We start from the raw sequence: 22,208 nt of genomic DNA on the forward strand, positions 1-22,208 counted from the left end.
GGGCTACCCGGCGCTGGAGAACAGCGGGCGGCGCAGGCGCCCGGCGGCGATGTCGGCGCGCAGGCTGTCCGCGTCCAGCGCGCGGATGCGCTCCAGCTCCGCCTTGTTGGCCGCGATGAAGGGGTTCTGGTCGGTGGAGTTCTCCGGCCGGGCATGTTCCAGGTGGTAGAGCGGGCCGGGCACCCGCTCCACCCCCAGGCCGAGGCGGCGCAGCCGCTCCACGATCTCGTCGTCTTCAAACCCCCAGGACACGAAATTCTCGTTGTAGCCGCCGGATTCCAGCAGGGTCGCGCGGTCGAAGAAGGCTCCGCCGCCCGGGGAGTTGCGGTGCATCAGGGGAAAGCGCGGGCACAGCGCGTTCAGCGGGGCCGCCGACAGCGTGTGGCCGAAGCGGTGCACCTCCCGCCCCAGCACCCAGAAGAACAGGCCGTTGTAGGGGAAGGCCATGGCGGCCCCGCCCCTCACCGCGTCGCGGGCCAGCGCGTACTGCACCGGGTCGACGACGATGTCCGTGTCGTGCAGGGCGACGATGGGCGTCTGCGCCGCCTCCGCCATGCGGTTGACCAGGTGGGCCTTGTGGGTGAAGGGGGTGTCGTTGCCGGTCAGATGCAGGTGGCGCACGCGCGCGGCGAGGTCCGGCCCCAGCGCGTCGCCCAGGTCGCTCGGCCCCGCCTTGTCCTCGCCCACCAGGATGGTGGTGTCGGCGTGCTTCCGGATGAAGGAGACGATCCAGCGCAGGTTGCGCTTGCGGTCCTCGCTGTCGGCGCGGAAGGGGATCAGGAAGGTCACGTCGCGCAGGTCCAGGCGGCCGTCCATCCCGCGCCCGTCGAGGACTCCGCGGCGCGCGGCGAAGGCCGCGGCCTGCGCGACCTGCCGGTCCCGCGCGGCGCGGTCGTCCGGATCGAGCGCCAGGGCCATCTCGTAGAAATCCACCGCGGCGCCGGGGCGCCCGAGGTCGGCCTCAATGTCGCCCTTTTGCCGCCAGCCGGGGGCGAAATGCGGGTGGCGGGCCAGCAGGGGGCCCAGCACGTCCAGCGCCTCCCCGATGCGGCCGATGGCCTGGAGCGCCTCGCTGAGGTGGTATTCGGCGTCGGGAAAGTCCGCTCTACGCTCCAGCGCGCGGCGGTAGCTGGCGATCGCCTCCTCCGTCCGCAGCTCGACATGCAGCAGCGCGCCGAGGTTGAAGTGTGCGTCGGCGTCGGTGTCGTCCAGGGCGACGGAGCGGGCGATCAGCTCCAGCCCCGTGGCCGCGTCGCCCTCCAGCGCGGTCAGCAGGCCCAGCCGGTGCAGAGCCTCCGCGTTGTCGGGGTCGGCATCCCGGATGCGGCCGTAGAGGATGCGCGCCTCGACCCGCCGGCCGGCCTTGAGATGATCGAGCGCGGCGTCGAGCGCTTCCTGGATGGTCGCCATGCGGTCCGGTCCGTACGCGGGTATGCCCTGAAGGGAGGCAAGAGGGGTGATTCCACTTTGACACGACACCCCCGGAGGGGAAATCATCCGCTCCACGATAACGCCCTAGGGAAACGTCCGACAATGAACGACGACATCAACAGCAAGAATGGTTCCACGGGAGGACTCACCCGCCGCCAGTTCGGCACCGCCGCTGCGGCTGTCGGCGCGCTGGCCGCTTTCGGCCGGGCGCCTGCCTTTGCGCAGGGCACGACTCTGAAGGTCGGCGTTCTGCTGCCGCGCTCCGGCCTGCTGGCGCAAGCCGGCCAAGCCTGCCAGCGCGGCGCGGAGATCGCGCCGGCCATCCTGGGCGAGCTGGGCTACAAGGTCGAGATCCTGTCGGCCGACACCGAATCGAACGTGGACGTCGCCCGCTCCCGCGCGGAGAAGCTGATCAACGACGGGGCCAACGTCATCATCGGCGCCTTCGACAGCGGCCAGACCGCCGCCGCCGCCCAGGTGTGCGAGCAGCGCGGCATCCCGCTGGTGATGAACATCGCCGCCGCCGACCGTCTGACGGAGCAGGGCTACAAGACCGTCTTCCGCAATTTCCCGACCTCCACCATGCTCATCACCAATGGGCTGGCGCTGATGAAGGACCTGTTCGCGGCCACCGGCACCACGCCGAAGACGGCGGTGTTCCTGCACGCCAACGACACCTTCGGCATGGCGAACCGCCAGGCGATGGACGCCTTCTTCCCGAAGCTGGACATGCCCTTCACCATCGTCGATTCGATCTCCTACGACCCGAAGGCGCAGGATCTGTCGGTGGAGGTCGCCAAGGCCAAGGGCACCGGCGCCGAGCTTGCCATCGTCACCACCCGCGCCAACGACGCCATCATGATGGTGCGCGAGATGGTCAAGCAGCGGTGGGAGCCCAAGGGCATCGTCTCCCCCGGCTCGCCCGGCCTGTATGACGAGCAGTTCTACAAGGTGCTGGGCAAGTACGCCGACTACGCCATCACCAACCTGCCCTGGTACGACCCCAAGGCCGAGCTGACCAAGCGCGTCGAGGCGGCCTTCAAGAAGCAGTACCCGAACGACCGCTTCGAGGGCTACGCCTTCAACGTCGCCTTCACGCTGGAGGCCATCCTGGTCGCCGCCGACGCCTTCAAGCGCGCCGGGACGGCGGAGCCGGCCGCCATGCTGGCCGCGCTGCGCCAGACCAACCTGAAGGACAAGATGATGGTCGGCCCGGCGATCACCTTCGACGAGAAGGGCCAGAACACGCAGCTGATCTCCGCCTGCGTGCAAAACCGCAACCTGCGCCCGACCGTCGTGCTTCCGAAGGAGTCGGCCGAGATGGAGCCGGTCTTCCCGGCGCCGGGCTGGGGCAAGCGGGGGTAAGCACGCTCCAGATTCCCTCTCCCCTCTGGGGCTCGAAGCCGGCGGCCGAAGGCCGGTTGAGCGCCTTCGGCGCTCATCCCGCTTCGCGGTCGGCGGCGAGCACCAGGGGGGAAGGGCTTTACGCCGTCTGCGCCTCCAGCGCGTAGGCGAGCAACCTCTCCACCGACGCGCGGCGGTCGCCGACGGCGGCGAAGCGGGCGCGGGCCTCGGCCGCTTGGCTCGCGCGCAGCGCTTCGTCGGTGGCGAGCGCCGCGGCGCGGTCCAGGAACGCCGCGTCGTCGGCCAGCTGGAAGGCGGTGCCGGCCACCTTGGCCACGTCGCCGGCCGGGTGGGTGACCACCGGAAGCCCCTCGGCCAGGGCGAAGGCCGCGCTGCCGCCGCCGCCCTGGCGGCGCGGGTTCAGGTAGGCGGTGGCGAGGCGGTACAGCGCCCGCACGTCGGCCACGTCGCCGAGCGACCGGGCGCGGTCGGCGTTGCGCAGGGCGGAGAGGCGGCCCGGCAGCGAATCGACCTTTCCGGCGAAGGCGACCTGCGCGTCGGGCAGGCGGTCGAGCAGCGCGTCGACCAGGGCCAGGAAATCGTCCCCGACCTCCTGGTCCAGGCGGTTGCCGACGGCGACGAACAGCGGCCCACCCTCGACAAGTCCGAAATCGGCCCGGGTCAGGGCGGCGGCGCCCGGCGGCAGGGTCCAGCCGAAGGAGTAGGGGCGGAAGCGCGCCGCAAGGTCGGCGGGCCAGCCGTCCGTACCGTCGCCCTCGTCATAGCCGAGGATCAGGCGGCCGAGCGTCAGGGGCAGGCCGGAGGAGGTCGGCAGGCAGACCACCGGCCGCGAGACCGCAAACAGGTCGGCGATCACGTTGGAACCGCCGAAGGCGACGATCACGTCCGGATCCCAGGCGTCGACGCGGTCGATGATGGCCTGCAGCTTCTCCTCGTCGAAGCGCTTCTGCGGGAAGGAGATCATCGGGACCCGCGCGCCGAAGGCGGCGATGGTCTGCTCCCCCTGGTAATCCTCGGTGACGTTGTAGGAATATTCGGGGACGAAGCCATTCTCGCCGGTGATCGCCATGGCGTTGGGGTTGATGATGACGACCTCGCGCCCGAACTCGTCCTGCAGGCGGCGGGCGTAGTCGAAGGCGTCCGCGGTCGGCTGGTGCCCTTCGCCCAGCATCTGGTTGGTGATCAGCGCGACTCGCTTGATCTCGCCGCGCGGCTGCGCGCGCCGCATACGGCCGGCGAGGCGGAAGCGGCGGATCGTCTCCTCCACCATCAGGCGGTAGAATCGCCTCAGGTCGCCGGCGTTGAAGCGGCCGACGTCACCCGTGCGCACCGCGCCCTGGAAGATCTGCATCGCCATGCCCCAGAACGCGTAGTGGATCGAGGGGATGGAGAAGTGCATCGGCTCCGCCAGCACGGCGCGGGTCAGCGCTTCGTAATGGGCCAGGTCGCCGGACAGCAGGAACAGCAGGGACTGGCGCCGCATCACGTCGCCCATGGCGTAGCCGGCGTCCACCTCCGCCGCGGCGGCGCGGCGGGTCTCGTCGTCGTAGCGGCGGATCAGGCCGGCCAGCGAGTTGACGTTGCTCCAGCCCTCGCCCTGGTTGGTCAGCAGGGTCAGCGCGCGGGCGAAGCTCAGCGCCGCCTCGCGGGTGCGGCCGGCGGCGTGCAGCGCATGGCCCAGGTTGGCGTGCAGCAGGGGGGACGTCTGGTCGCCGGCCACGGCCTGCCCGATCAAATCCGCCGCCTCCGCCGGGCGCCCGCCCTGAAGCGCGATCACGCCCAGCAGGTGCAGCGCGTCCGGATGGCCGGGCGACGACGCCAGCACCTCGCGGTAGAGGCGCTCCGCCTCCGCGGTGCGGCCGGCGCGGTGGTGTTCGGTCGCGACGGTCAGCGTCTGTTCGATGGTGTCCATAGCTGGGCGTTCCTGCTTCTTATCCCTGACGTCATATTTACGCGGTTTTAGGAGAGTTGCGCTCAACTTTTCCCATGCGGCGCATCGCGACATTCTTGAGGCATCCGGCGCGGACGGCAACCCTGGCGATTGCGCTCGCGATTCTTTTGCCCTGCCGGCTTTCGGCGCAGCTGTTGGACCGGACGGACGCGGAGGGCTCGGGCGCGGCGAAGCACCGCATCGTCATCAGCCTGAAGGAGCGGCGCCTGCATCTGCTGGAGGACGGACGGGAGGCGCGCTCCTTTCCCGTCGCCATCGGCCGCCCGGGCGTGGCGATCCCGCTGGGCGACACCGTCGTGATGCGCAAGCGGCGCAACCCGACCTGGCACCCCACCGCCAACCAGCGCCGCGCCAAGCCGTCCCTGCCGCCGGCGGTGCCGCCGGGGCCGGCCAACCCGCTGGGCCGCCACGCGCTCGACCTCGGCTGGACCGCCATCGCCATCCACGGCACGAACGAGCCGGGCTCCATCGGCCGGCGGGTCAGCAGCGGCTGCTTCCGGATGCTGCCGGCCGACGTGGAGGCGCTGTTCGCCGCGGTGGAGGTGGGCACGCCGGTCCGAGTCGTGGCCGGGGAGGCCCCTGCGCCCGTCGCTGTGGCGAAGCGGACGGAGCCGCCGCCAACGCCAGTGAGGCCGGCGGTGGCCGCCGTGCCGGCATCGGTGCCAGTGGTGGTGCCAGTGGTGGTGCCAGTGGTGGTGCCTGTGTCGATGCCCGCCCCGGCACCGGTGCCCATCATCCCCGACCCGCGCTGCGGCACGGCGACCGCGCCGTTGCGCCGGATGATCTGCACCGTGCCGGAACTGACGGCGTTGGACGGGCGGGCGCGCGGCCTCCAGGAGCGATTCCTGGCCGGCCTGCCGGCGGAGCGCCGCGACGCGGCCTCCTACGCGCTGGTCCAGGAAGAGCGCCGCTTCGACGACCGCATCACCGCGCTCTGCTGGGTCCGCAAGGGAACGGAGGACGACCCGGCGGTCGCCGCCGCCGCGCGCAACTGCCTGCGCAATGCGCTGGACGGCCGCGTGGAGGATGTGACGAGGCGGGTGGCGGAGTTGGGCGGCGTCACGGCCGTGACCTCACGGCGGTGATTCGCACACGGAACTTGCCACGAATACGAAGGGCTGCTACGCCGCTCAGGCTCAGCCACCGGTCGTACCCCGCATGCCGTTCGATTATTACCTGAACATCGCCGTGTCCGGCGTCCTGACCGGCCTGGTCTACGGGCTGGCGGCGCTTGGGCTGTCGGTCATCTTCGGCGTCGTGCGCGTCGTCAATTTCGCGCATGGCGAGATGATGGTGGCGGGCATGTACGGCGCGGTGCTGCTGTCCGGTTTCATCGGGCTCGACCCCATCCTGGCCGCGCCCATCGTCGCGGCGGTGCTGTTCGGTTTCGGCTGGCTGCTCCAGCGCGGGCTGGTCAACCGCTTCGTCGAAAGGCCGGAGCACATGCAGTTCATCCTGCTGCTGGGCATCGCCACGATTATCCTGAACGCCATGCTGATGCTGTTCGGGCCGGATTCGCGCAACGTCCAGGTGCCCTACGGCTTCGACACGGTGGAGCTTGGGCCGCTGCTGCTGGACGCCGTGCGGCTGCGCGCCGGGGCCGGGGCGATCGTGGTGGCCGCGGCGCTGTTCGCCTTCTTCCGCTTCAGCCGCACCGGCAAGGCCATCCGCGCCTGCGCCGACAACCCGCTGGGCGCCCGCGTCGTCGGGCTGAACATCGACGGGCTCTACGCGCTGACCTTCGGCATCGGGGCGGGGGTGGTCGGCATCGCCGGGGCGCTGATGACCCTGCTGGTCGACGCCCGGCCGCAGCTGGCGCCGGAATACACGCTGCTGAGCTTCATCATCGTCATCGTCGGCGGCCTCGGCAGCCTGCCGGGCGCGCTGCTGGGCGGCGTGCTGATCGGCCTGTCGGAGGCGATGGCCGGCTTCCTGCTGGCGCCGTCGCTCAAGTCCCTCTTCAGCTATGTGGTGCTGATCGTGGTGTTGCTGCTGCGCCCGCAGGGCCTGTTGGGGAAGCGGTCGTGACGCGCCGCGGGATGGTCCTGCTGGCGTTGCTGGCCGTGGTGCTGCTGGCCGCACCGCTGTTCGCCGACCGCTACGTGGTGTCGGTGCTGACCACGGTGCTGTGGTTCGCCTATGTCGGGCAGGCCTGGAACGTCATGATGGGCTTCTCCGGCCTGCTGTCGCTGGGCCATGCGCTCTATGTGGGCTTGGGCGCCTACGCGAGCGCGGCGCTGTTCGTGCATTTCGGCATCGGGCCGTGGCTTGGGATCTGGGTCGCCATGCTGGCGGCGACGCTGGCCGGGTGCTTCATCGGGTTCCTCGGCTTCCGCTTCGGCGTGCGCGGCGTGCATTTCGCGCTGCTGACCATCGCCTTCGCCGAGGTGGCGCGCATCGGCTTCGACCATCTGCAATGGTTCGGCGGGTCGGGCGGTTTCTTCATCCCGGTGGCGGGTGACGCGGGCAACGACCTGTTGAACCTGCGCGGCTCGCCGACGCTGTTCTACTACGTCATCCTGGCGCTGGTCGTGGGCGCGCTGGCCCTGTCGCGGCGGCTTCTGCACAGCCGGCTCGGCTACCAGTGGCTGGCCGTGCGCGAGGAGCCGGAGGCGGCGGAGGCCGTGGGCGTGGACCTGTTCCGCGCGCGCATCACGGCGGTGGCCGTGTCGTCGGCCCTGACGGCGCTGGGCGGCGTGTTCCAGGCCTTCTACTTCAACAACCTGTTCCCGGAGCAGGTCTTCTCCATGGGCCGCTCCATAGAGATCATCCTGCCGGCCATCGTCGGCGGCATCGGCACGCTGATCGGCCCGATCCTGGGCGCCTTCATCCTGACGCCGCTGGGCGAGCTGCTGACCTTCCTGATCGAGGTGTCGGGCCTGGACCTGCCGGGGCTGAAGCAGCTGTTCTACGGCGTGGCGCTGGTGGTCATCGTGGTGTACCGGCCGGACGGCGTCTGGCCGTGGCTGGCCCGCCGCCTCGGCCTCGTGCGCCAGCCGGGGGAGGACGCGTGATGGCGGCTCTTCTCGAGGTCGACAACCTCTCCAAGCGCTTCCGGGGCCTGAAGGCCGTCTCCAACGTCAGCTTCGCCGTGCCGGAGGGGAAGATCGTCGCGCTGATCGGGCCGAACGGCGCCGGCAAGACGACCACCTTCAACCTGATCGCCGGCGTCTTCCCGCCCGACGAGGGGCGGGTGCGGCTGAAGGGGGAGGCGATCACCGGCTTGAAGCCCAACCGCGTCTGCGCCGCCGGCATCGGCCGCACCTTCCAGATCGTCAAGCCCTTCGGCCAGCTGTCGGTGGAGGAGAACGTCATCGTCGGCGCGCTCGCCCGCGACCCCTCGGTCGAGGCCGCCCGGCGGCACGCGCGGGCGGTGCTGGAGCGGCTGGGCCTTGCCGACCAGGCGGCCCGCCCGGCGCGCAGCCTGACCCTGCCCGACCGCAAGCGGCTGGAGGTCGCGCGCGCGCTGGCCACCCGGCCGACGCTGCTTCTGCTGGACGAGGTGCTGGCCGGCCTCCGCCCGACGGAGGTGGACCGCATGGTGGAGGTGCTGCGCGACCTGAACCGGCGCGAGGGCCTGACCATCCTGATGATCGAGCATGTGATGCGCGCGGTCATGGCGCTGTCCGATCAGGTCGTTGTGCTTGATCATGGCGAGAAGATCGCCGACGGCTCGCCCGCGGAAGTCGTGGCGGACCCGCGCGTGGTCGAGTCCTACCTGGGTGCCGAAGATTTGTAGGCCCATTATCCCCCGGGGCAACGCTCCATTAATGTTTGCTGGGCCATCATTCATTCCTACATACGAATAGCGTCCGGCACTTCAACGCCCGGGCGAACAAGGGGCCGGAAAGGCTCCGTTCGTGGAGGAACGCATGAAGGCACTCTCGGGGTTCTTCGGCCGTCTCAGGATCGGGCAGAGACTGACCATCGGCTTCGCCGCGGTGATCGCTGTTCTGGTGGTCACCGTCGGCATCGGGCTGACGATGACCAGCAACGGCAAGACGATCAGCCGCTTCGTCGCCGACGTGCGCATGCCGACGGCGCTGGCCGGGCAGGGGATCGTCGCGGCGGTCACCGCGACCAACGGCGCCATGCAGGGCTACCTGCTGACCAACCGCGAGGATCTGAAGCAGGAACGCAACCAAGCCTGGGACCGCATCGACGCCCTGCGGCAGGAGCTTGACGCGCTGTCCACCCACTGGACCGACGCGCTGGTGATCAAGGCCTGGGCCGAGGTGAAGCCCCTGCTCGACGCCCTGCGCCGCGACCAGGACATGGCCGAATCGCTGGGCACCATCGGCGACCAGATGGGCGCGCTGAACTCGCTCAACGACGACGCCATCCCGCGCGCCAACCAGGTGATGCGGCTGCTGGTCGGCGACGCGAAAGCCGGTGCCGCGGCGATGGACGCCATGATCCCGCGCCAGCGCGCCCTGCTTCAGGCCGACACGGACGGCATGATCGAGGCGGCGAACCGGCTGGTCGTCGTCCAGGGGGTGCTGCTGACGTTCGGGCTGCTGATCGCCGTCGCGGCGGTGCTGCTGACCTCCCGCTCCATCGTGCGGCCGCTGTCCGCCATGACGGAGGCGATGCGCCGGCTCGCTGGGGGCGACGACGGGGTGACGATTCCGGCGACCGGGCGCGGCGACGAGCTGGGGTCGATGGCCAAGGCCGTGCTGGTCTTCCGGGACAACATGATCGCCGCCCGCGAAGCCGCGGCGCGCGAGGAGGCGGAGCGGGAAACCCGCGCCCGCCGCGCCCGGACCATCGAGGAACTGACCGGCCGCTTCGACCGCGAGGCCGGGGCGGCGCTGGGCTCCGTCTCCTCCGCGGCGGTGCAGATGCGGGCGACGGCCAGCCAGCTCGCCGCGACGGCGGAGCAGACCTCCCGCCAGTCGGTCACCGTCGCCAGCGCGTCGGAACAGGCCAGTGCCAACGTGCAGACCGTCGCCACCGCCACCGACGAGTTGGCCGCCTCCGTCCAGGAGATCGGGCGCCAGGTCGCCACCAGCACCGCCATCGCCGGGGAGGCGGTGGAGAAGGCCGAGCGCGCCGACCACGCCATGCGTGGCCTTGCCAACGCCTCGACGGAGATCGTCGCGGTCATCGACCTGATCACCCAGGTGGCCTCGCAAACCCGCCTGCTGGCGCTCAACGCGACCATCGAGGCAGCGAGAGCGGGCGAGATGGGCAAGGGTTTCGCCGTGGTGGCCGCGGAGGTGAAGGCGCTGGCCGACCAGACGACCCGCGCCACCGACGAGATTGCCGCCAAGATCGCCTCGGTCCGGTCCGAGACGGACGGGGCCGTCGCCTGCATCGGCGACGTCATGGGCACCATCGACCGCATCAACGAGGTGGCCGGCGCCATCGCCGCGGCGGTGGAGCAGCAGCAGGCCGCAACGCGGGAGATCGCCCGCAACATCCAGCAGGCCGCGACCGGAACGCAGGAGGTCTCCGACACCATCGCCGACGTCAACCGTGCGGCCAGCGAGACGGGCACGGCGGCGCGCGACGTGCTGGGCGCCGCCGGCACCCTGTCCGATCAGGCGGACGCCCTGCGCAGCAAGGTGGAGGTGTTCCTGTCGGCCGTGCGCGCGGCGTAGGGTCGCTTCGCCACGGGATGCCGCTTGCGGTTCCCAGACCTCATTCGCCGGTCTCTCGCGGGAACGGTGTTCCCGCGAGTCTGCGAAAACATTCGCGCACGAATTCTAAATGGGATGTTGGTGATATTGCCTAGAGAAAAGGCGAAGGCCCGATTTGCCTATGACGGAATCGCGGCCTGGCCTTTCCAAGCGCAAGGACTAGTAAGACCGGGTGGTTCCTTGAATTTGAAGGAGGATCCGTAAGCGCAATTCGCCACAGGCCGTCGTCCCGATAAATTTGACTCGATCGATTGTTTTGAAGGAATGGGCTATGGTTGATTTTCCTGCTGGGATTGCTCTCGATGGCTGCAAGAACGCGTATTTCTGTTTTCGTCTTGCGCGGGTGACCAGCGACAGCTGCGAAAGCCGGATGGAAAGACTGACGCTCTTTGCCGTAATGGCGAGGGATTACGACCGGATGGTCAGGCGCCGTGGGAACCTGCTCCAGAAATGGCGATCCCGGATCATCGTGTGGAAGATGATGCGCGCCTGCCGGGACGAGGGCGTGGAGATCCTCTGGTCGGACGAGAGCGTGACGCCTGCGGGCGGTGGCGTGCGCTATGGACTGGCCGGCAAGGCGACCGTGTCATATTGAGCGCAGCCTGACCGCCCGCTTCTCGCGCCGATACGCTCAGCTCACCACGCGCCAGCTGCCGTCGGCCTGCCGGCAAGCCGTGCCGAAGCCCTGCTGCAGTTGGCCACCGACGGAGATGGTGGTCTGGAACTCCCGGCACAGCTCGCCGTAGGGGCCGGTGCCGTCGCGGGTCGGGGTGTAGCTGCCCCAGTTGCCGTTCTGCGGGTTGTTCCAGCGGATCGTGCTGCCGGTCGGCGCCGTGTAGGCCTGGCCCGCCGCCTGCTGGGCGTAGGCCGCGTCGGCGCGGTCGAGCGACTGGCCGGCGGCGTTGCCGATGGCGGCCCCCAGCAGCGTGCCGACGCCGACCGCCACCAGCTTGCCGGTGCCGCCGCCGAAGCGGGAGCCGGCGAGGCCGCCGACCACGCCGCCCAGCAGCGTCCCGGCGGTCGCCTTGCCGCCGCCGAAGGTGCTCTCGCCACCATAGCCGGCCCCATAACCGGCGTTGCCGTAACCGGAGGGGCTGGCGCAGCCGGCCAGCAGGCCCATGGACAACACCACCGCAACCAACGGCTTCGCTTTCATGACTGGTTTCTCCGGCAGGGTGGCGGCGTCACACCGCCCAGGTTTCGCTTCGTGTGGATGAACATGGCTGCCCCGCGAACTATTCCGTCCGCGTGACGGGTTGGGGCGTTACCCCTTATCATGGAAGAAATGGCCGCGCCGAAGGCGGCTGACAAGAACATGTTGGGAGGAGTGCCATGCTGCCGAAGGCGGACAGCTACGACGCGTTGCGCGACCGTTTCGTATGGGCGGTTCCGGACCGTTACAACATCGGCGTCGACGTGTGCGACAAGTGGGCGCACCGCGATCCGGACCGCCTCGCCCTGATCCACAAGCGCCGCGACGGCGGGGTGGAGAATTACAGCTTCGCCGACCTGCGCCGCCTGTCGAATCGGCTCGCCAACGCGCTGGCCGCACAAGGGGTGGTGCGCGGCGACCGGGTGGGCATCCTGCTGCCCCAGGCGCCGGAAACGGCGGTCACCCACATCGCCGCCTACAAGATGGGCTGCATCGCGGTGCCGCTGTTCTCCCTGTTCGGGGTGGAGGCGCTGGAATACCGGCTCGGCAACTGCGGGGCGAAGGTGGTCGTGACCGACGCGGTCGGGGCGGCCAAGATCGCCCAGATCCGCGACCGGCTGCCGGAGTTGCAACTCGTCCTGCGCATTGATGTTGCGGCCGGGGGCGCGGGCGATGGTGAGCAAGACTGGCACAGGCTGGTCGACGCGGCGCCGGAGGACTTCACGCCGGTCGACACGGCGGCGGACGCCCCGGCGGTGATCATCTACACCTCCGGCACCACCGGGCAGCCGAAGGGGGCTCTGCACGCGCACCGCGTGCTGCTCGGCCACCTGCCGGGGGTGGAGATCTCCCACGACCTGTTCCCGCAGGACGGCGACCGCATCTGGACGCCGGCCGACTGGGCCTGGATCGGCGGGCTGCTCGACGTGCTGCTGCCGGCGCTCCACCATGGCGTGACCGTGGTGTCCCACCGCTTTGAGAAGTTCGACGGGGAGGAGGCCTTCCGCCTGATCGCCGAGTTCGGCGTGCGCAACGCCTTCCTGCCGCCGACCGCGCTGAAGATGATGCGCGCGGTGAAGGACCCGCAGGCGCGCTGGAGCTACAGCATGCGCTCCGTCGCCAGCGGCGGCGAGACGCTGGGGGCGGAACTGCTGGACTGGGGCCGCCAGACCTTCGGCGTGACCATCAACGAGTTCTACGGCCAGACCGAGTGCAACATGATCGTGTCGTCCTGCGCCGCGGTCATGCCGCCCAAGCCCGGCATCATGGGCCGCCCGGTGCCCGGTCACGACGTCGCGGTGATCGACGAGTCCGGAAAGCGGCTCGGCCCCGGGCAGCTCGGCCTGATCGCCGTCCACCGGCCGGACCCGGTGATGTTCCTGCAATATTGGAACAACCCGCAGGCGACGGCCGCCAAGTTCATCGCCGACTGGCTGGTCACCGGCGACCAGGGCGAACTGGACGCGGACGGCTACATCCGCTTCGTCGGGCGGGACGACGACGTCATCACCTCGGCCGGCTACCGCATCGGCCCCGGCGAGATCGAGGACTGTCTGATCGGCCATCCCGCCGTCCGCATGGCCGCCGTGGTCGGCGTGCCCGACCCGCTGCGCACGGAGATCGTGAAGGCCTTCATCGTGCTCCAGGACGGCGTGCGGCCGAGCGACGAACTGGCCGCGGAGATCCAGGCGCATGTGAAGACCCGTCTCGCCGCCCACGAATACCCGCGCGCCGTGGAGTTCGTGGACAGCCTGCCCATGACCACGACCGGCAAGATCATCCGCCGCGAGCTGCGGTCACGCGGCTGATCAAAACCCGTTCGGTTCCGGCGGCGCCTGCGCTAAGGTGCCGCTCCTTTCCACCGGCCGCCGTGCGTTCCCATGCTGACTGTCACCGACCTCGACCTCTTCTACGGCGACGCCCAGGCGCTCGACGGCGTGTCCATCACGGTGGCGGCGGGCACGACCACCGCCATCGTCGGCGCCAACGGGGCCGGCAAGACCTCGCTGATCCGCACCATCTCCGGCATCCTGAAGCCGGCGCGGGGGCGCATCACCTTCAAGGGCAAGGACATCGCCGGCCTGCCCAGCCACGTGGTCTGCGACCTGGGGCTGGGGCAGGTGGCGGAGGGGCGGCAGATCTTCCCGACGCTGAGCATCCGGGAGAATCTGGAGATGGGCGCCGTCATCCCGCGCGCCCGCGCCGGGGCGAAGGACACGTTCGAGCGCGTGCTGGCCCTGTTCCCGCGCCTGAAGGAACGGCTGGAGCAGGCGGCGGGCACCCTGTCGGGCGGCGAGCAGCAGATGCTGGCCATCGGCCGCTGCCTGATGGGCAAGCCCGAGCTGATCATGTTCGACGAACCGTCGCTCGGCCTCTCCCCCGCCATGGTGCACGAGCTGTTCCGCACCATCCGCAACCTGGCGGCCGACGGCATGACGATCATCCTGGTCGAGCAGAACGTGGCCGCGTCCCTGAAGCTCGCCCAGCAGGCCTACGTGCTGGAGAACGGCCGCGTCGTGCTGTCCGGCACGGGCGAGCAGCTGCTGGCCGATCCCGCAGTGAAGCAGGCGTATCTGGGGCTGTAGTGTCGGGGATTGTCGGGTTGCGCTTCGCTTCACCCGACCTACGGTGTTTCCGGGTTGGAACCGTAGGTTGGGTGGAGCACAGCGCAACCCAACATCCCCACTACCGCCCGAGCAAATCGTGGTGCTCGCGGTGGCGGTGGACCCAGTTGGCGGCGTAGCTGCAAATCGGGACCACGGTCAGCCCCTCCGCGCGGGCGATCGCCATGACGCCTTCCATCAGGCGCCCGGCGGCGCCCGTGCCGCGCAGCGACGGCGGCGCCTCGACGTAGGGGATGTAGAGGGTCGACCCGTTGCGCCGGTAGTTGGCGAACACGGTCAGGCCATTCACATCCAGCTCAAAGCGGCTCTTGGCCGGATTGTCCTTCACGGGTGTGCTCATGGTCTTTCCAACAGGCGAGGGGCGCGGAAGGTTCACGAGCCGGGCGCCCGCGGCGCGCTCCAGCCGCGCCAAACGCTGACGACCCGCAGCAGGAAGCCGGCCAGCGCTGCGGCGATGGCGACCGGCGTGCGCGGCAGGCCCAGCTCCGCGCCGGCGATGACGATCACGGCGGCGAGCAGGGCGGCCATGGCGTAGATCTCCTCCCGCAGGACGCGCGGCACCTCCGCCACCAGCACGTCGCGCACCACGCCGCCGCCGCAGGCGGTCAGCACCCCCAGCAGGACCGCCGGCACCGGCGTCAGCCCATAGGTCAGCGCCTTGCCGCAGCCAGCCACGGCGAAGAGGCCCAGCCCCGCCGCGTCCAGCACCATCACCGGTTTGACCAGGCGGTTGATCTGCGGGTGGAAGAAGAAGGCGACCAAGCCCGACAGCAGCGCCGCGATCAGGTAGCGGTCGTCACGCAGCGACGCCGGCGGGACGGCGCCGATCATCAGGTCGCGCAGCAGGCCGCCGGCCAGCGCGGTCACGATGGACAGGACGATCACGCCGAAAATGTCCAGCTGGCGCCGCACCGCCACCGTTCCCCCCGTCAGGCCGAAGATGAAGACGCCCGTCAGGTCCATGGCGAGCAGGAGGGGGGAGATGTCGGTCATGATCCGGGGCGGAATGGCGGGTGGCGTCGGAGCGCCATCATAGGCATTTGTTGCGGAAATTGGAACAGACATGCCGCGCCAGCGGTGATTGTTGTTTGGTCCCGACAGGAGCACATTGGACTTCAGAAACGAGGGCGCAGTGCCCTGCACGGTTACCAAGGAGGACGGACATGATCACGGTTCGCAATCGCGACGAACGGGGTGCGGTCAACATCGGCTGGCTGAACAGCAAGCACACCTTCTCGTTCGGGCATTACTTCGACCCGGCGAACATGGGGTTCCGTGCGCTGCGGGTCATCAACGAGGACCGCGTGATCCCCGGCGCCGGCTTCCCGACGCACGGCCACGCCGACATGGAGATCATCTCCTACGTCCTGGACGGCGCGCTGGAGCATAAGGACACGCTGGGCACCAGCTCGGTCATCCGGCCGGGCGAAGTGCAGCGGATGAGCGCCGGCTCCGGCATCCGCCACAGCGAGTACAACGCCTCCAAGAAGGACCCGGTGCACTTCCTGCAGATCTGGATCCTGCCGGGCGAGGAGGGCATGAAGCCCGGCTATGAGCAGAAGGCCTTCCCGGCCGAGGAGAAGCAGGGCCGCCTGCGCCTCGTCGGCTCCCAGGATGGGCGCGACGGCAGCGTGACGATCCACCAGGACGTGGACCTCTACGCCACGCTGCTGAAGGACGGCGACGAGGTGACGCATGAGCTGCGCGCCGGCCGCTACGCCTGGGTCCAGGTCGCCCGCGGTCAGGTGAGCCTGAACGGCCAGCTGCTGAAGGAAGGCGACGGCGCCGCGGTCCGCGACGAGAGCGCGCTGACCCTGGTGGGCCAGACCGACGCCGAGGTGCTGGTGTTCGATCTCGCCTAGCACCTGTTGGGTTCCGCTTCGCTGCACCCAACCTACAATGGAACCGTAGGTTGGGTGCAGGCGCAGCCGGAACCCAACACCCGGCGCCTCACTCCGCCGCCAGCCGGATCCCCATGCGCCGGGCCTCCAGCATGAAGGCGCGGGTCATCTGCACGAGGTCCGTGCGCCAGTAGAGCTGCTCCAGCGGGTTGTCGAGGAAATCCTCCGGCAGCATGGCGTAGCAGTAGGTCTCGACCGTCCGGCGGTCGGCCTGCCACGGGTCGGTGCCGTCACGCCAGCCGATCATCCAGCCGGCGTGGCCGGCGCCGATGGACCAGCGTTCGAAATGCGGGGCGATGGTGCTGCTGCCCACGGGGTCCGCCACCGGCACCTGGTAGATCGCGACGAAGCGCCGCACGTTCAGCTGCAGGCGCATTAGCAGCGATTCGTTGTAGGCGTCCACGCGGTAGATGCAGTCGGACGCCCCTTCCACATGGCTGAAGCTGACCGCCGCCCGCCGGGCGCGCTCCATGGTCAGGCCGCTCGGCGTGTCGGCGAGCGGCGGCGCCTCGTAATCCACCGCGCGCAAGGCCTCCACCATATCCTGGGTGAGGAACAGGCGGACGCGCTGTTGGGCTTCCTCAATGGTCAGGCGGGTCATCGCTGGGGCAAGTCCTGCTGTGCGTTGGATCGGCTGTGCCCCAGCACAACAGCGCGGGTGCCGGTTTGTTCAGGCGGCGAAAAAACCCCTTGACCTTCCAATCGCTGGAAGGCGCAGGTTGTCCCCATCATCATCGATGGAGGATCACGGTCATGCTGTCGTTCAAGGTTCCGGACATGAGCTGCGGCGGTTGCGCCGCGTCGGTGCGCAAGGCGCTGGGCACGGTCGAGGGCGTGCAGGAAGTCGAGGTGGACCTCGCCACCAAGGACGTCCGCGTCGCCGGGTCGGCCAAGCCGGACGCGGTGCGCGCGGCCATCCAGAAGGCGGGGTTTGAGGTCGAGGGGCTTCCCGCCACCTGATCCCGCCTCCCGACCGATCCATTCGCCTTTCAGGAAGGACGATCATGTCCACCGCCGCTGTTCACACCGACTCCACCCACGACGGTACAACCCATGATGGGGCCACGCTGGACATCGGCGTGGCGGGGTTGACCTGCGCCTCCTGTGTCGGGCGGGTGGAGAAGGCGCTGAAGCGCGTGCCCGGAGTCGCGGACGTCGCGGTGAACCTGGCGACGGAGCGGGCGCGGGTCACCTTCGCCGACCAGCCTGACGTGAAGGCCGTGGCCGAGGCCATCGAAGCCGCCGGCTACGAGCCGCAGAAGGCGGAGTTCGACCTGACGGTCGGCGGCATGACCTGCGCCTCCTGCGTCGGGCGGGTGGAAAAGGCGCTGAAGCGCGTACCGGGCGTGGAGAGCGCGTCGGTCAACCTCGCCACCGAGCGCGCCCACGTCACGGCCTACGCCGGGACGGTGGACGCCGCACGGCTGGCCGAAGCGGTCGAGGCGACCGGCTTCACCGCCGCCCCGGTAACCGAGGAGGCCGCGGCGACGGAGGAGGACCAGGCCCAGGACCGCAGCCGGCGGGAGCTTCACCACCTGCTGATCGCGGCGGCCCTGTCGGCGCCGCTGGTCGTCGGCATGGTGGGGGACCTGCTCGGGTTCAACTTGATGCTGCCCGCCTGGGCGCAGGCGCTGCTGGCCACGCCGGTTCAGTTCTGGTTGGGAGGACGCTTCTACCGCGCCGGCTGGAAGGCGGTGCGCGCCGGTGCCGGCAACATGGACCTGCTGGTGGCGCTGGGCACCTCGGCCGCCTGGGGCCTCAGCGTCTATCTGATGCTCACCGCGCACGCGGGGCACCAGCCGCATCTGTATTTCGAAGGCTCGGCGGTGCTGATCACCTTCGTGCTGCTGGGCAAGTGGCTGGAGTCGCGGGCCAAGGGGCAGACGGCGGCGGCCATCCGCGCGCTGATGAAGCTGCGCCCCGACACCGCGCGGGTGCGCCGCGGCGGCACTGAGACGGAACTGCCGATCGGGCAGGTGCGCGTCGGCGACGTCGTCGTGGTCCGCCCCGGCGAGCGCATCCCGGTGGACGGCCGGGTTGCGGAGGGCACGGGCAGCGTCGACGAATCCATGCTGACCGGCGAGAGCCTGCCGGTGGAGAAGGGTCCGGAGGCGCGCGTCACCGGCGGGTCGATCAACCTGGACGGCCTGCTGGTCGTGGAGACGGTGGCCGTCGGCGCGGAGACGATGCTCGCCAAGATCGTCCGCATGGTAGAGGGCGCGCAGGCGTCCAAGGCGCCGATCCAGCGGCTGGTCGACAAGGTCAGCGCCGTCTTCGTGCCCGTCGTTCTGGTCATCGCGGCGGTGACCCTGGTCGCCTGGTGGGCGACCACCGGCGATGCGGAGGCCGCCATCGTCACGGCCGTGTCGGTCCTGGTCATCGCCTGCCCCTGCGCGCTTGGCCTCGCCACGCCGACCGCCATCATGGTGGGAACGGGGGCCGCCGCCCGGCACGGCATCCTCATCAAAGACGCGGAGGCGCTGGAACACGCCCACGCCATAACCGCGGTCGCCTTCGACAAGACCGGCACCCTGACGGAGGGCAAGCCGCGCGTCACCGACCTCGTCCCCGCGGCCGGGCTGGCGGAGGCGGAGCTGCTGCGGCTGGCCGCGGCGCTCCAGGCCGGCAGCGAGCATCCGCTGGCCCGCGCCGTCCGCGACCGTGCGGCGGGGCAGGGCGCAACGACCAGCGTTACGGCCAGCGCGGCGGACGGTTTCAAGGCGCTGGCCGGGCGCGGGGTGTCGGGAACGGTGGACGGGCGCGCGGTGCTGCTGGGCAGCCGGCGCCTGATGGCGGAGAGCGGGCTGGCCGACCCGGCACTGGAGGCGCGTGCCGCGGAACTGGAGTCCACCGGCCATACCCTGTCCTGGCTGGCGGAGACGGCGCCGGGGCGCCGCGTGCTGGGGCTCGTCGCCTTCGGCGACACGGTGAAGGAAAGCGCGCGGGCCGCCGTCCGGTCGCTGAAGGCGCAGGGCGTGGAGCCGGTGATGGTCACCGGCGACGGCAAGGGAGCGGCCCAGGCGGTCGCCCGCGACCTGGGCATCGACCGGGTGTTCGCCGAGGTCCTGCCCGCCGACAAGGCGGGGGTCGTGGCGACCCTGAAGCGCGAGGGGAAGGTGGTCGGCATGGTCGGGGACGGCATCAACGACGCCCCGGCGCTGGCGGCGGCCGACGTCGGCATCGCCATGGCGACCGGCACGGACGTCGCCATGCACACCGCCGGCGTGACGCTGATGCGCGGCGACCCGGCGCTGGTCGCCGGGGCCATCGATGTGTCGCGGCGCACCTACGCCAAGATCCGCCAGGGCCTGTTCTGGGCCTTCGCCTACAACGTGGTGGGCATCCCGCTGGCAGCACTCGGCTACCTCAGCCCGGTGCTGGCCGGGGCGGCGATGGCGCTGAGTTCGGTCAGCGTGGTGACCAACGCCCTCACCCTGCGGAGCTGGAAGCCATGAACATTGGTGAAGCGTCCAAGGCGTCCGGAGTCGGGGCCAAGCTGATCCGCTACTACGAGTCGATCGGCCTGATTCCGGAGGCGGGACGCACCGCCGCCGGCTATCGGGTGTACAGCGGCAACGACGTGAACGTCCTGCGATTCATCAAGCGGGCGCGTACGCTGGGCTTCAGCATCGAGCGGATCCAGCGGCTGGTCGGACTGTGGCAGGATCGCAACCGTCCCAGTGCCGAAGTGAAACGGGTGGCGCTGGACCACGTGGCGGAGCTGGAGGCGAAGATCGCCGAATTGCGCGCAATGAGCGATACGCTGAAGGAGCTGGCGAACGCCTGCCATGGCGACGACCGGCCGGATTGTCCGATTCTCCGGGATCTTGCACATGAGGACGGTGGCGCGCACGCCCACCACAATGGCTGCCACAAGGCAACCCAAGGTCCATGAACCCGTACGTCTTCGATTAGTGCAATTCAGCCACACGTATGGTTGATTGGCGCGCGTACGCAACGGTATGTTACTTCCAACCTTCACGCGACGCGCGGCACCACGGTACCTCGGTGCTTTCGCAAACCGGGAACTTGGATGTTCAACGACAACGCAAGCATAACCTTGCGGGTTCGGCCATCGGGGCCGTCCGCCCGGACTGTCGATGACGCGGTGGCGGACGCCACGGACGCCCTGATCGGCCTGCAGAACCCCGACGGCCATTGGGTCTTCGAGCTGGAAGCCGACGCGACCATCCCCTCCGAATACCTGCTGCTGATGCACATCCTGGACGAGATCGATCCCGATCTCGAAGCGGAGATCGCCGCCTTCCTGCGCGCCGGGCAGGGACGGGACGGCGGCTGGCCGCTGTTCCAGGGCGGCGCCATGGACATCAGCTGCACCGTCAAGGCCTATTTCGCCCTGAAGGCGGCGGGCGATTCTCTTGACGCACCGCACATGGTCCGCGCGCGGGAGGCCATCCTGGCGCAGGGCGGGGCCGCCCGCGTCAACGTCTTCACCCGCATCCTGCTGGCGCAGTTCGGCGAGGTGCCCTGGCGGGCCGTGCCGGCCATGCCGGTGGAGATCATGAACCTGCCGGACTGGTCGCCCTTCCACATCGGGCGGATTTCCTACTGGTCGCGCACGGTGGTCGTGCCGCTGCTGGTGGTGATGGCGCACCGGCTGCGCGCCCGCAACCCGCGGGGCGTGACCATCCGCGAGCTGTTCCTGGTCCCGCCGGAGCAGGTGCGCGATTGGAACAGCAACCTGTCGCGCAGCGCCTGGGGCACCTTCTTCCGCGCCATGGACACGGCCCTGCACGCGGTCCAGTCGCGCTTTCCCGCCAAGGCGCGCCGGCAGGCGATCGAGCGCGCCGTCGCCTTCGTGACGGAGCGGCTGAACGGTGAGGACGGGCTGGGCGCCATCTTCCCGGCGATGGTCAACGCCACGCTGATGTACCATTGCCTGGGCTATTCCCCCGATCACCCCGCGGCGGTCACGGCGCGCGAGTCCCTGAAGAAGCTGCTGGTGCGCAAGCCCGGCCGCACCTACGCCCAGCCCTGCCTGTCGCCGGTGTGGGACACCGCGATCATCTGCAACGCCCTGCTGGAGGCCGGCGGCCCGGCCGCCATCGACGCGGCGCGGCGCGGGGCCGACTGGCTGGTCGACCGGCAGATCCTGGACGTCGAGGGCGACTGGATCTGGAAGCGCCCGGGGCTGGAACCCGGCGGCTGGGCCTTCCAGTACAACAACGCCCATTACCCGGACACCGACGACACCGCGATGGTCGTCATCGCGATGCAGCGGCTGGACGCGGTCCGCTACGCGGAGCCGATCCGCCGCGCCCGCAACTGGATCGTCGGGATGCAGAGCCGCAACGGCGGCTGGGGCGCCTTCGACGTCGACAACCAGCACGAGTTCCTGAACCACATCCCCTTCGCCGACCACGGCGCTCTGCTCGATCCGCCGACCTCCGACGTCACGGCGCGCTGCGTGTGGATGCTGACCCGGCTGGGCGAGGGGCGCGACACCGTGCCGACCCGCCGTGGCCTGACCTTCCTGGAGCGCGAGCAGGAGAAGGACGGCTCCTGGTTCGGGCGCTGGGGCACCAACTACATCTACGGCAGCTGGTCGGTGCTGGAGGCGTTGAGCGCCGCCGGCTATTCCCGCTCCGCGCCGGAAATGGCGCGCGCCGCCAACTGGCTGCTCGCCCACCAGCGCGCCGACGGCGGCTGGGGCGAGGACGGCGCCTCCTACTGGCCCGGACAGCCGCACGGCGAGGGGCCGGTCTCCACGGCCTCGCAGACCGCCTGGGCGCTTCTGGGGCTGATGGCGGCCGGGCGCGTCGACGACCCGGCGGTCGAGCGCGGCATCGAGTTCCTGATCGGGAACCGCAACTCCGACGGCCTGTGGACCGAGGAGCCCTTCACCGCCGTGGGCTTCCCGCGCGTGTTCTATCTGAAGTACCATGGCTACGCCGCCAGCTTCCCCCTGTGGGCGCTCGCCCGGTACCGGTCGCTGAAGGGGTGAGGCCCGATAGGGTGTGAGAGTGCGGGAGTTGGGCCCCCACCCTAACCCTCCCCCACTTCGCGGGGGAGGGAACTGACTCCTCCCCCCGTCGAAGATGGGGGGAGGCCGGGAGGGGGGCCCAACGCGGGAACTTTGCACACCCCACCCACGCCGGAGACACACGCTGACCCCCGCCA

20 protein-coding genes are annotated in these 22,208 nt (G+C 70.0%); 14 read left to right on the forward strand and 6 right to left on the reverse strand.

From position 1 onward, the window contains the following. Positions 1–3: 3 nt before the first annotated feature. Positions 4–1,410, reverse strand: a complete 1,407-nt coding sequence (locus J2851_RS11760; RefSeq protein ID WP_209766464.1) for a galactosyltransferase-related protein — start codon at positions 1,408–1,410, stop codon at positions 4–6. Positions 1,411–1,533: 123 nt separating this feature from the next. Here J2851_RS11760 and J2851_RS11765 point away from each other — a divergent pair, with 123 nt between their 5' ends. Beyond that, a complete protein-coding gene (locus J2851_RS11765) occupies positions 1,534–2,796 on the forward strand; it encodes an ABC transporter substrate-binding protein (protein WP_209766465.1) in 1,263 nt (420 codons plus the stop codon). A gap of 118 nt (positions 2,797–2,914) precedes the next feature. Here the strand turns inward: J2851_RS11765 and J2851_RS11770 are convergent, their stop codons facing one another. Further along, entirely contained in the window at positions 2,915–4,708 is a 1,794-nt protein-coding gene (locus J2851_RS11770; protein ID WP_209766466.1) for a tetratricopeptide repeat protein, read from the reverse strand. Between the two features lie 173 nt (positions 4,709–4,881). Here J2851_RS11770 and J2851_RS11775 point away from each other — a divergent pair, with 173 nt between their 5' ends. The 6 genes from J2851_RS11775 to J2851_RS11800 all read left to right on the forward strand — a co-directional run bounded on the left by J2851_RS11775 (position 4,882) and on the right by J2851_RS11800 (position 10,984). Beyond that, positions 4,882–5,832: a L,D-transpeptidase gene (locus J2851_RS11775; RefSeq protein ID WP_246500590.1), complete on the forward strand. Its 951-nt coding sequence runs from the start codon at positions 4,882–4,884 to the stop codon at positions 5,830–5,832. A 73-nt stretch (positions 5,833–5,905) separates the two neighbouring features. Further along, positions 5,906–6,775 (forward strand): branched-chain amino acid ABC transporter permease, encoded by an 870-nt coding sequence (locus J2851_RS11780; RefSeq protein WP_209766468.1) that lies wholly within the window; start codon positions 5,906–5,908, stop codon positions 6,773–6,775. Beyond that, positions 6,772–7,761, forward strand: coding sequence for a branched-chain amino acid ABC transporter permease (locus tag J2851_RS11785; RefSeq protein ID WP_307419489.1), 990 nt, complete (start codon positions 6,772–6,774; stop codon positions 7,759–7,761). Before J2851_RS11780 ends, J2851_RS11785 begins: the two co-directional genes overlap by 4 nt. Continuing rightward, complete coding sequence (locus J2851_RS11790; RefSeq protein ID WP_209766469.1) at positions 7,761–8,486, forward strand: ABC transporter ATP-binding protein; 726 nt, start codon at positions 7,761–7,763, stop codon at positions 8,484–8,486. The genes J2851_RS11785 and J2851_RS11790 overlap by 1 nt, the downstream gene beginning before the upstream one ends. Positions 8,487–8,619: 133 nt before the next feature. Continuing rightward, positions 8,620–10,350 carry a methyl-accepting chemotaxis protein gene (locus J2851_RS11795; protein ID WP_209766470.1) on the forward strand — a complete coding sequence of 577 codons (1,731 nt, stop codon included), beginning with the start codon at positions 8,620–8,622 and terminating at the stop codon, positions 10,348–10,350. Positions 10,351–10,660: 310 nt separating this feature from the next. Beyond that, positions 10,661–10,984: a hypothetical protein gene (locus J2851_RS11800; RefSeq protein WP_209766471.1), complete on the forward strand. Its 324-nt coding sequence runs from the start codon at positions 10,661–10,663 to the stop codon at positions 10,982–10,984. A 36-nt stretch (positions 10,985–11,020) separates the two neighbouring features. On the opposite strand, the gene J2851_RS11805 is transcribed toward J2851_RS11800, so the two are convergent. Then, a complete protein-coding gene (locus J2851_RS11805; protein ID WP_209766472.1) occupies positions 11,021–11,545 on the reverse strand; it encodes an RT0821/Lpp0805 family surface protein in 525 nt (174 codons plus the stop codon). Between the two features lie 176 nt (positions 11,546–11,721). Here J2851_RS11805 and J2851_RS11810 point away from each other — a divergent pair, with 176 nt between their 5' ends. Together J2851_RS11810 and J2851_RS11815 are read left to right on the forward strand one after the other, a co-directional pair. After that, complete coding sequence (locus J2851_RS11810; RefSeq protein WP_209766473.1) at positions 11,722–13,350, forward strand: acyl-CoA synthetase; 1,629 nt, start codon at positions 11,722–11,724, stop codon at positions 13,348–13,350. Between the two features lie 72 nt (positions 13,351–13,422). Then, on the forward strand, positions 13,423–14,127 hold the full coding sequence (locus tag J2851_RS11815; protein WP_209766474.1) for an ABC transporter ATP-binding protein: 705 nt from the start codon (positions 13,423–13,425) through the stop codon (positions 14,125–14,127). A 100-nt stretch (positions 14,128–14,227) separates the two neighbouring features. On the opposite strand, the gene J2851_RS11820 is transcribed toward J2851_RS11815, so the two are convergent. Both J2851_RS11820 and J2851_RS11825 read right to left on the reverse strand, forming a co-directional pair. Next, entirely contained in the window at positions 14,228–14,506 is a 279-nt protein-coding gene (locus J2851_RS11820) for a GNAT family N-acetyltransferase (RefSeq protein WP_209766475.1), read from the reverse strand. A gap of 32 nt (positions 14,507–14,538) precedes the next feature. Further along, the gene (locus J2851_RS11825) at positions 14,539–15,159 is read right to left on the reverse strand and encodes a trimeric intracellular cation channel family protein (RefSeq protein WP_246500591.1); all 621 of its coding nucleotides are present in this window, start codon (positions 15,157–15,159) and stop codon (positions 14,539–14,541) included. Between the two features lie 170 nt (positions 15,160–15,329). On the opposite strand from J2851_RS11825, the gene J2851_RS11830 reads away from it, so the two are divergent. Then, on the forward strand, positions 15,330–16,028 hold the full coding sequence (locus J2851_RS11830; protein WP_209766476.1) for a pirin family protein: 699 nt from the start codon (positions 15,330–15,332) through the stop codon (positions 16,026–16,028). Positions 16,029–16,116: 88 nt separating this feature from the next. Here the strand turns inward: J2851_RS11830 and J2851_RS11835 are convergent, their stop codons facing one another. Further along, the gene (locus J2851_RS11835) at positions 16,117–16,668 is read right to left on the reverse strand and encodes a hypothetical protein (protein ID WP_209766477.1); all 552 of its coding nucleotides are present in this window, start codon (positions 16,666–16,668) and stop codon (positions 16,117–16,119) included. A gap of 152 nt (positions 16,669–16,820) precedes the next feature. Between J2851_RS11835 and J2851_RS11840 the strand changes: the two genes are divergently transcribed. The 4 genes from J2851_RS11840 to shc all read left to right on the forward strand — a co-directional run bounded on the left by J2851_RS11840 (position 16,821) and on the right by shc (position 22,032). Continuing rightward, on the forward strand, positions 16,821–17,027 hold the full coding sequence (locus tag J2851_RS11840) for a heavy-metal-associated domain-containing protein (protein ID WP_209766478.1): 207 nt from the start codon (positions 16,821–16,823) through the stop codon (positions 17,025–17,027). Between the two features lie 44 nt (positions 17,028–17,071). Next, on the forward strand, positions 17,072–19,522 hold the full coding sequence (locus J2851_RS11845; RefSeq protein ID WP_209766479.1) for a heavy metal translocating P-type ATPase: 2,451 nt from the start codon (positions 17,072–17,074) through the stop codon (positions 19,520–19,522). After that, positions 19,519–19,962 (forward strand): Cu(I)-responsive transcriptional regulator, encoded by a 444-nt coding sequence (cueR, locus tag J2851_RS11850; protein WP_209766480.1) that lies wholly within the window; start codon positions 19,519–19,521, stop codon positions 19,960–19,962. The genes J2851_RS11845 and cueR overlap by 4 nt, the downstream gene beginning before the upstream one ends. Before the next feature lie 138 nt (positions 19,963–20,100). After that, the gene (gene shc, locus J2851_RS11855) at positions 20,101–22,032 is read left to right on the forward strand and encodes a squalene--hopene cyclase (protein WP_209766481.1); all 1,932 of its coding nucleotides are present in this window, start codon (positions 20,101–20,103) and stop codon (positions 22,030–22,032) included. The last annotated feature ends 176 nt before the right edge of the window (positions 22,033–22,208 follow it).

This window comes from Azospirillum rugosum (assembly GCF_017876155.1).
Lineage (GTDB): Bacteria > Pseudomonadota > Alphaproteobacteria > Azospirillales > Azospirillaceae > Azospirillum > Azospirillum rugosum.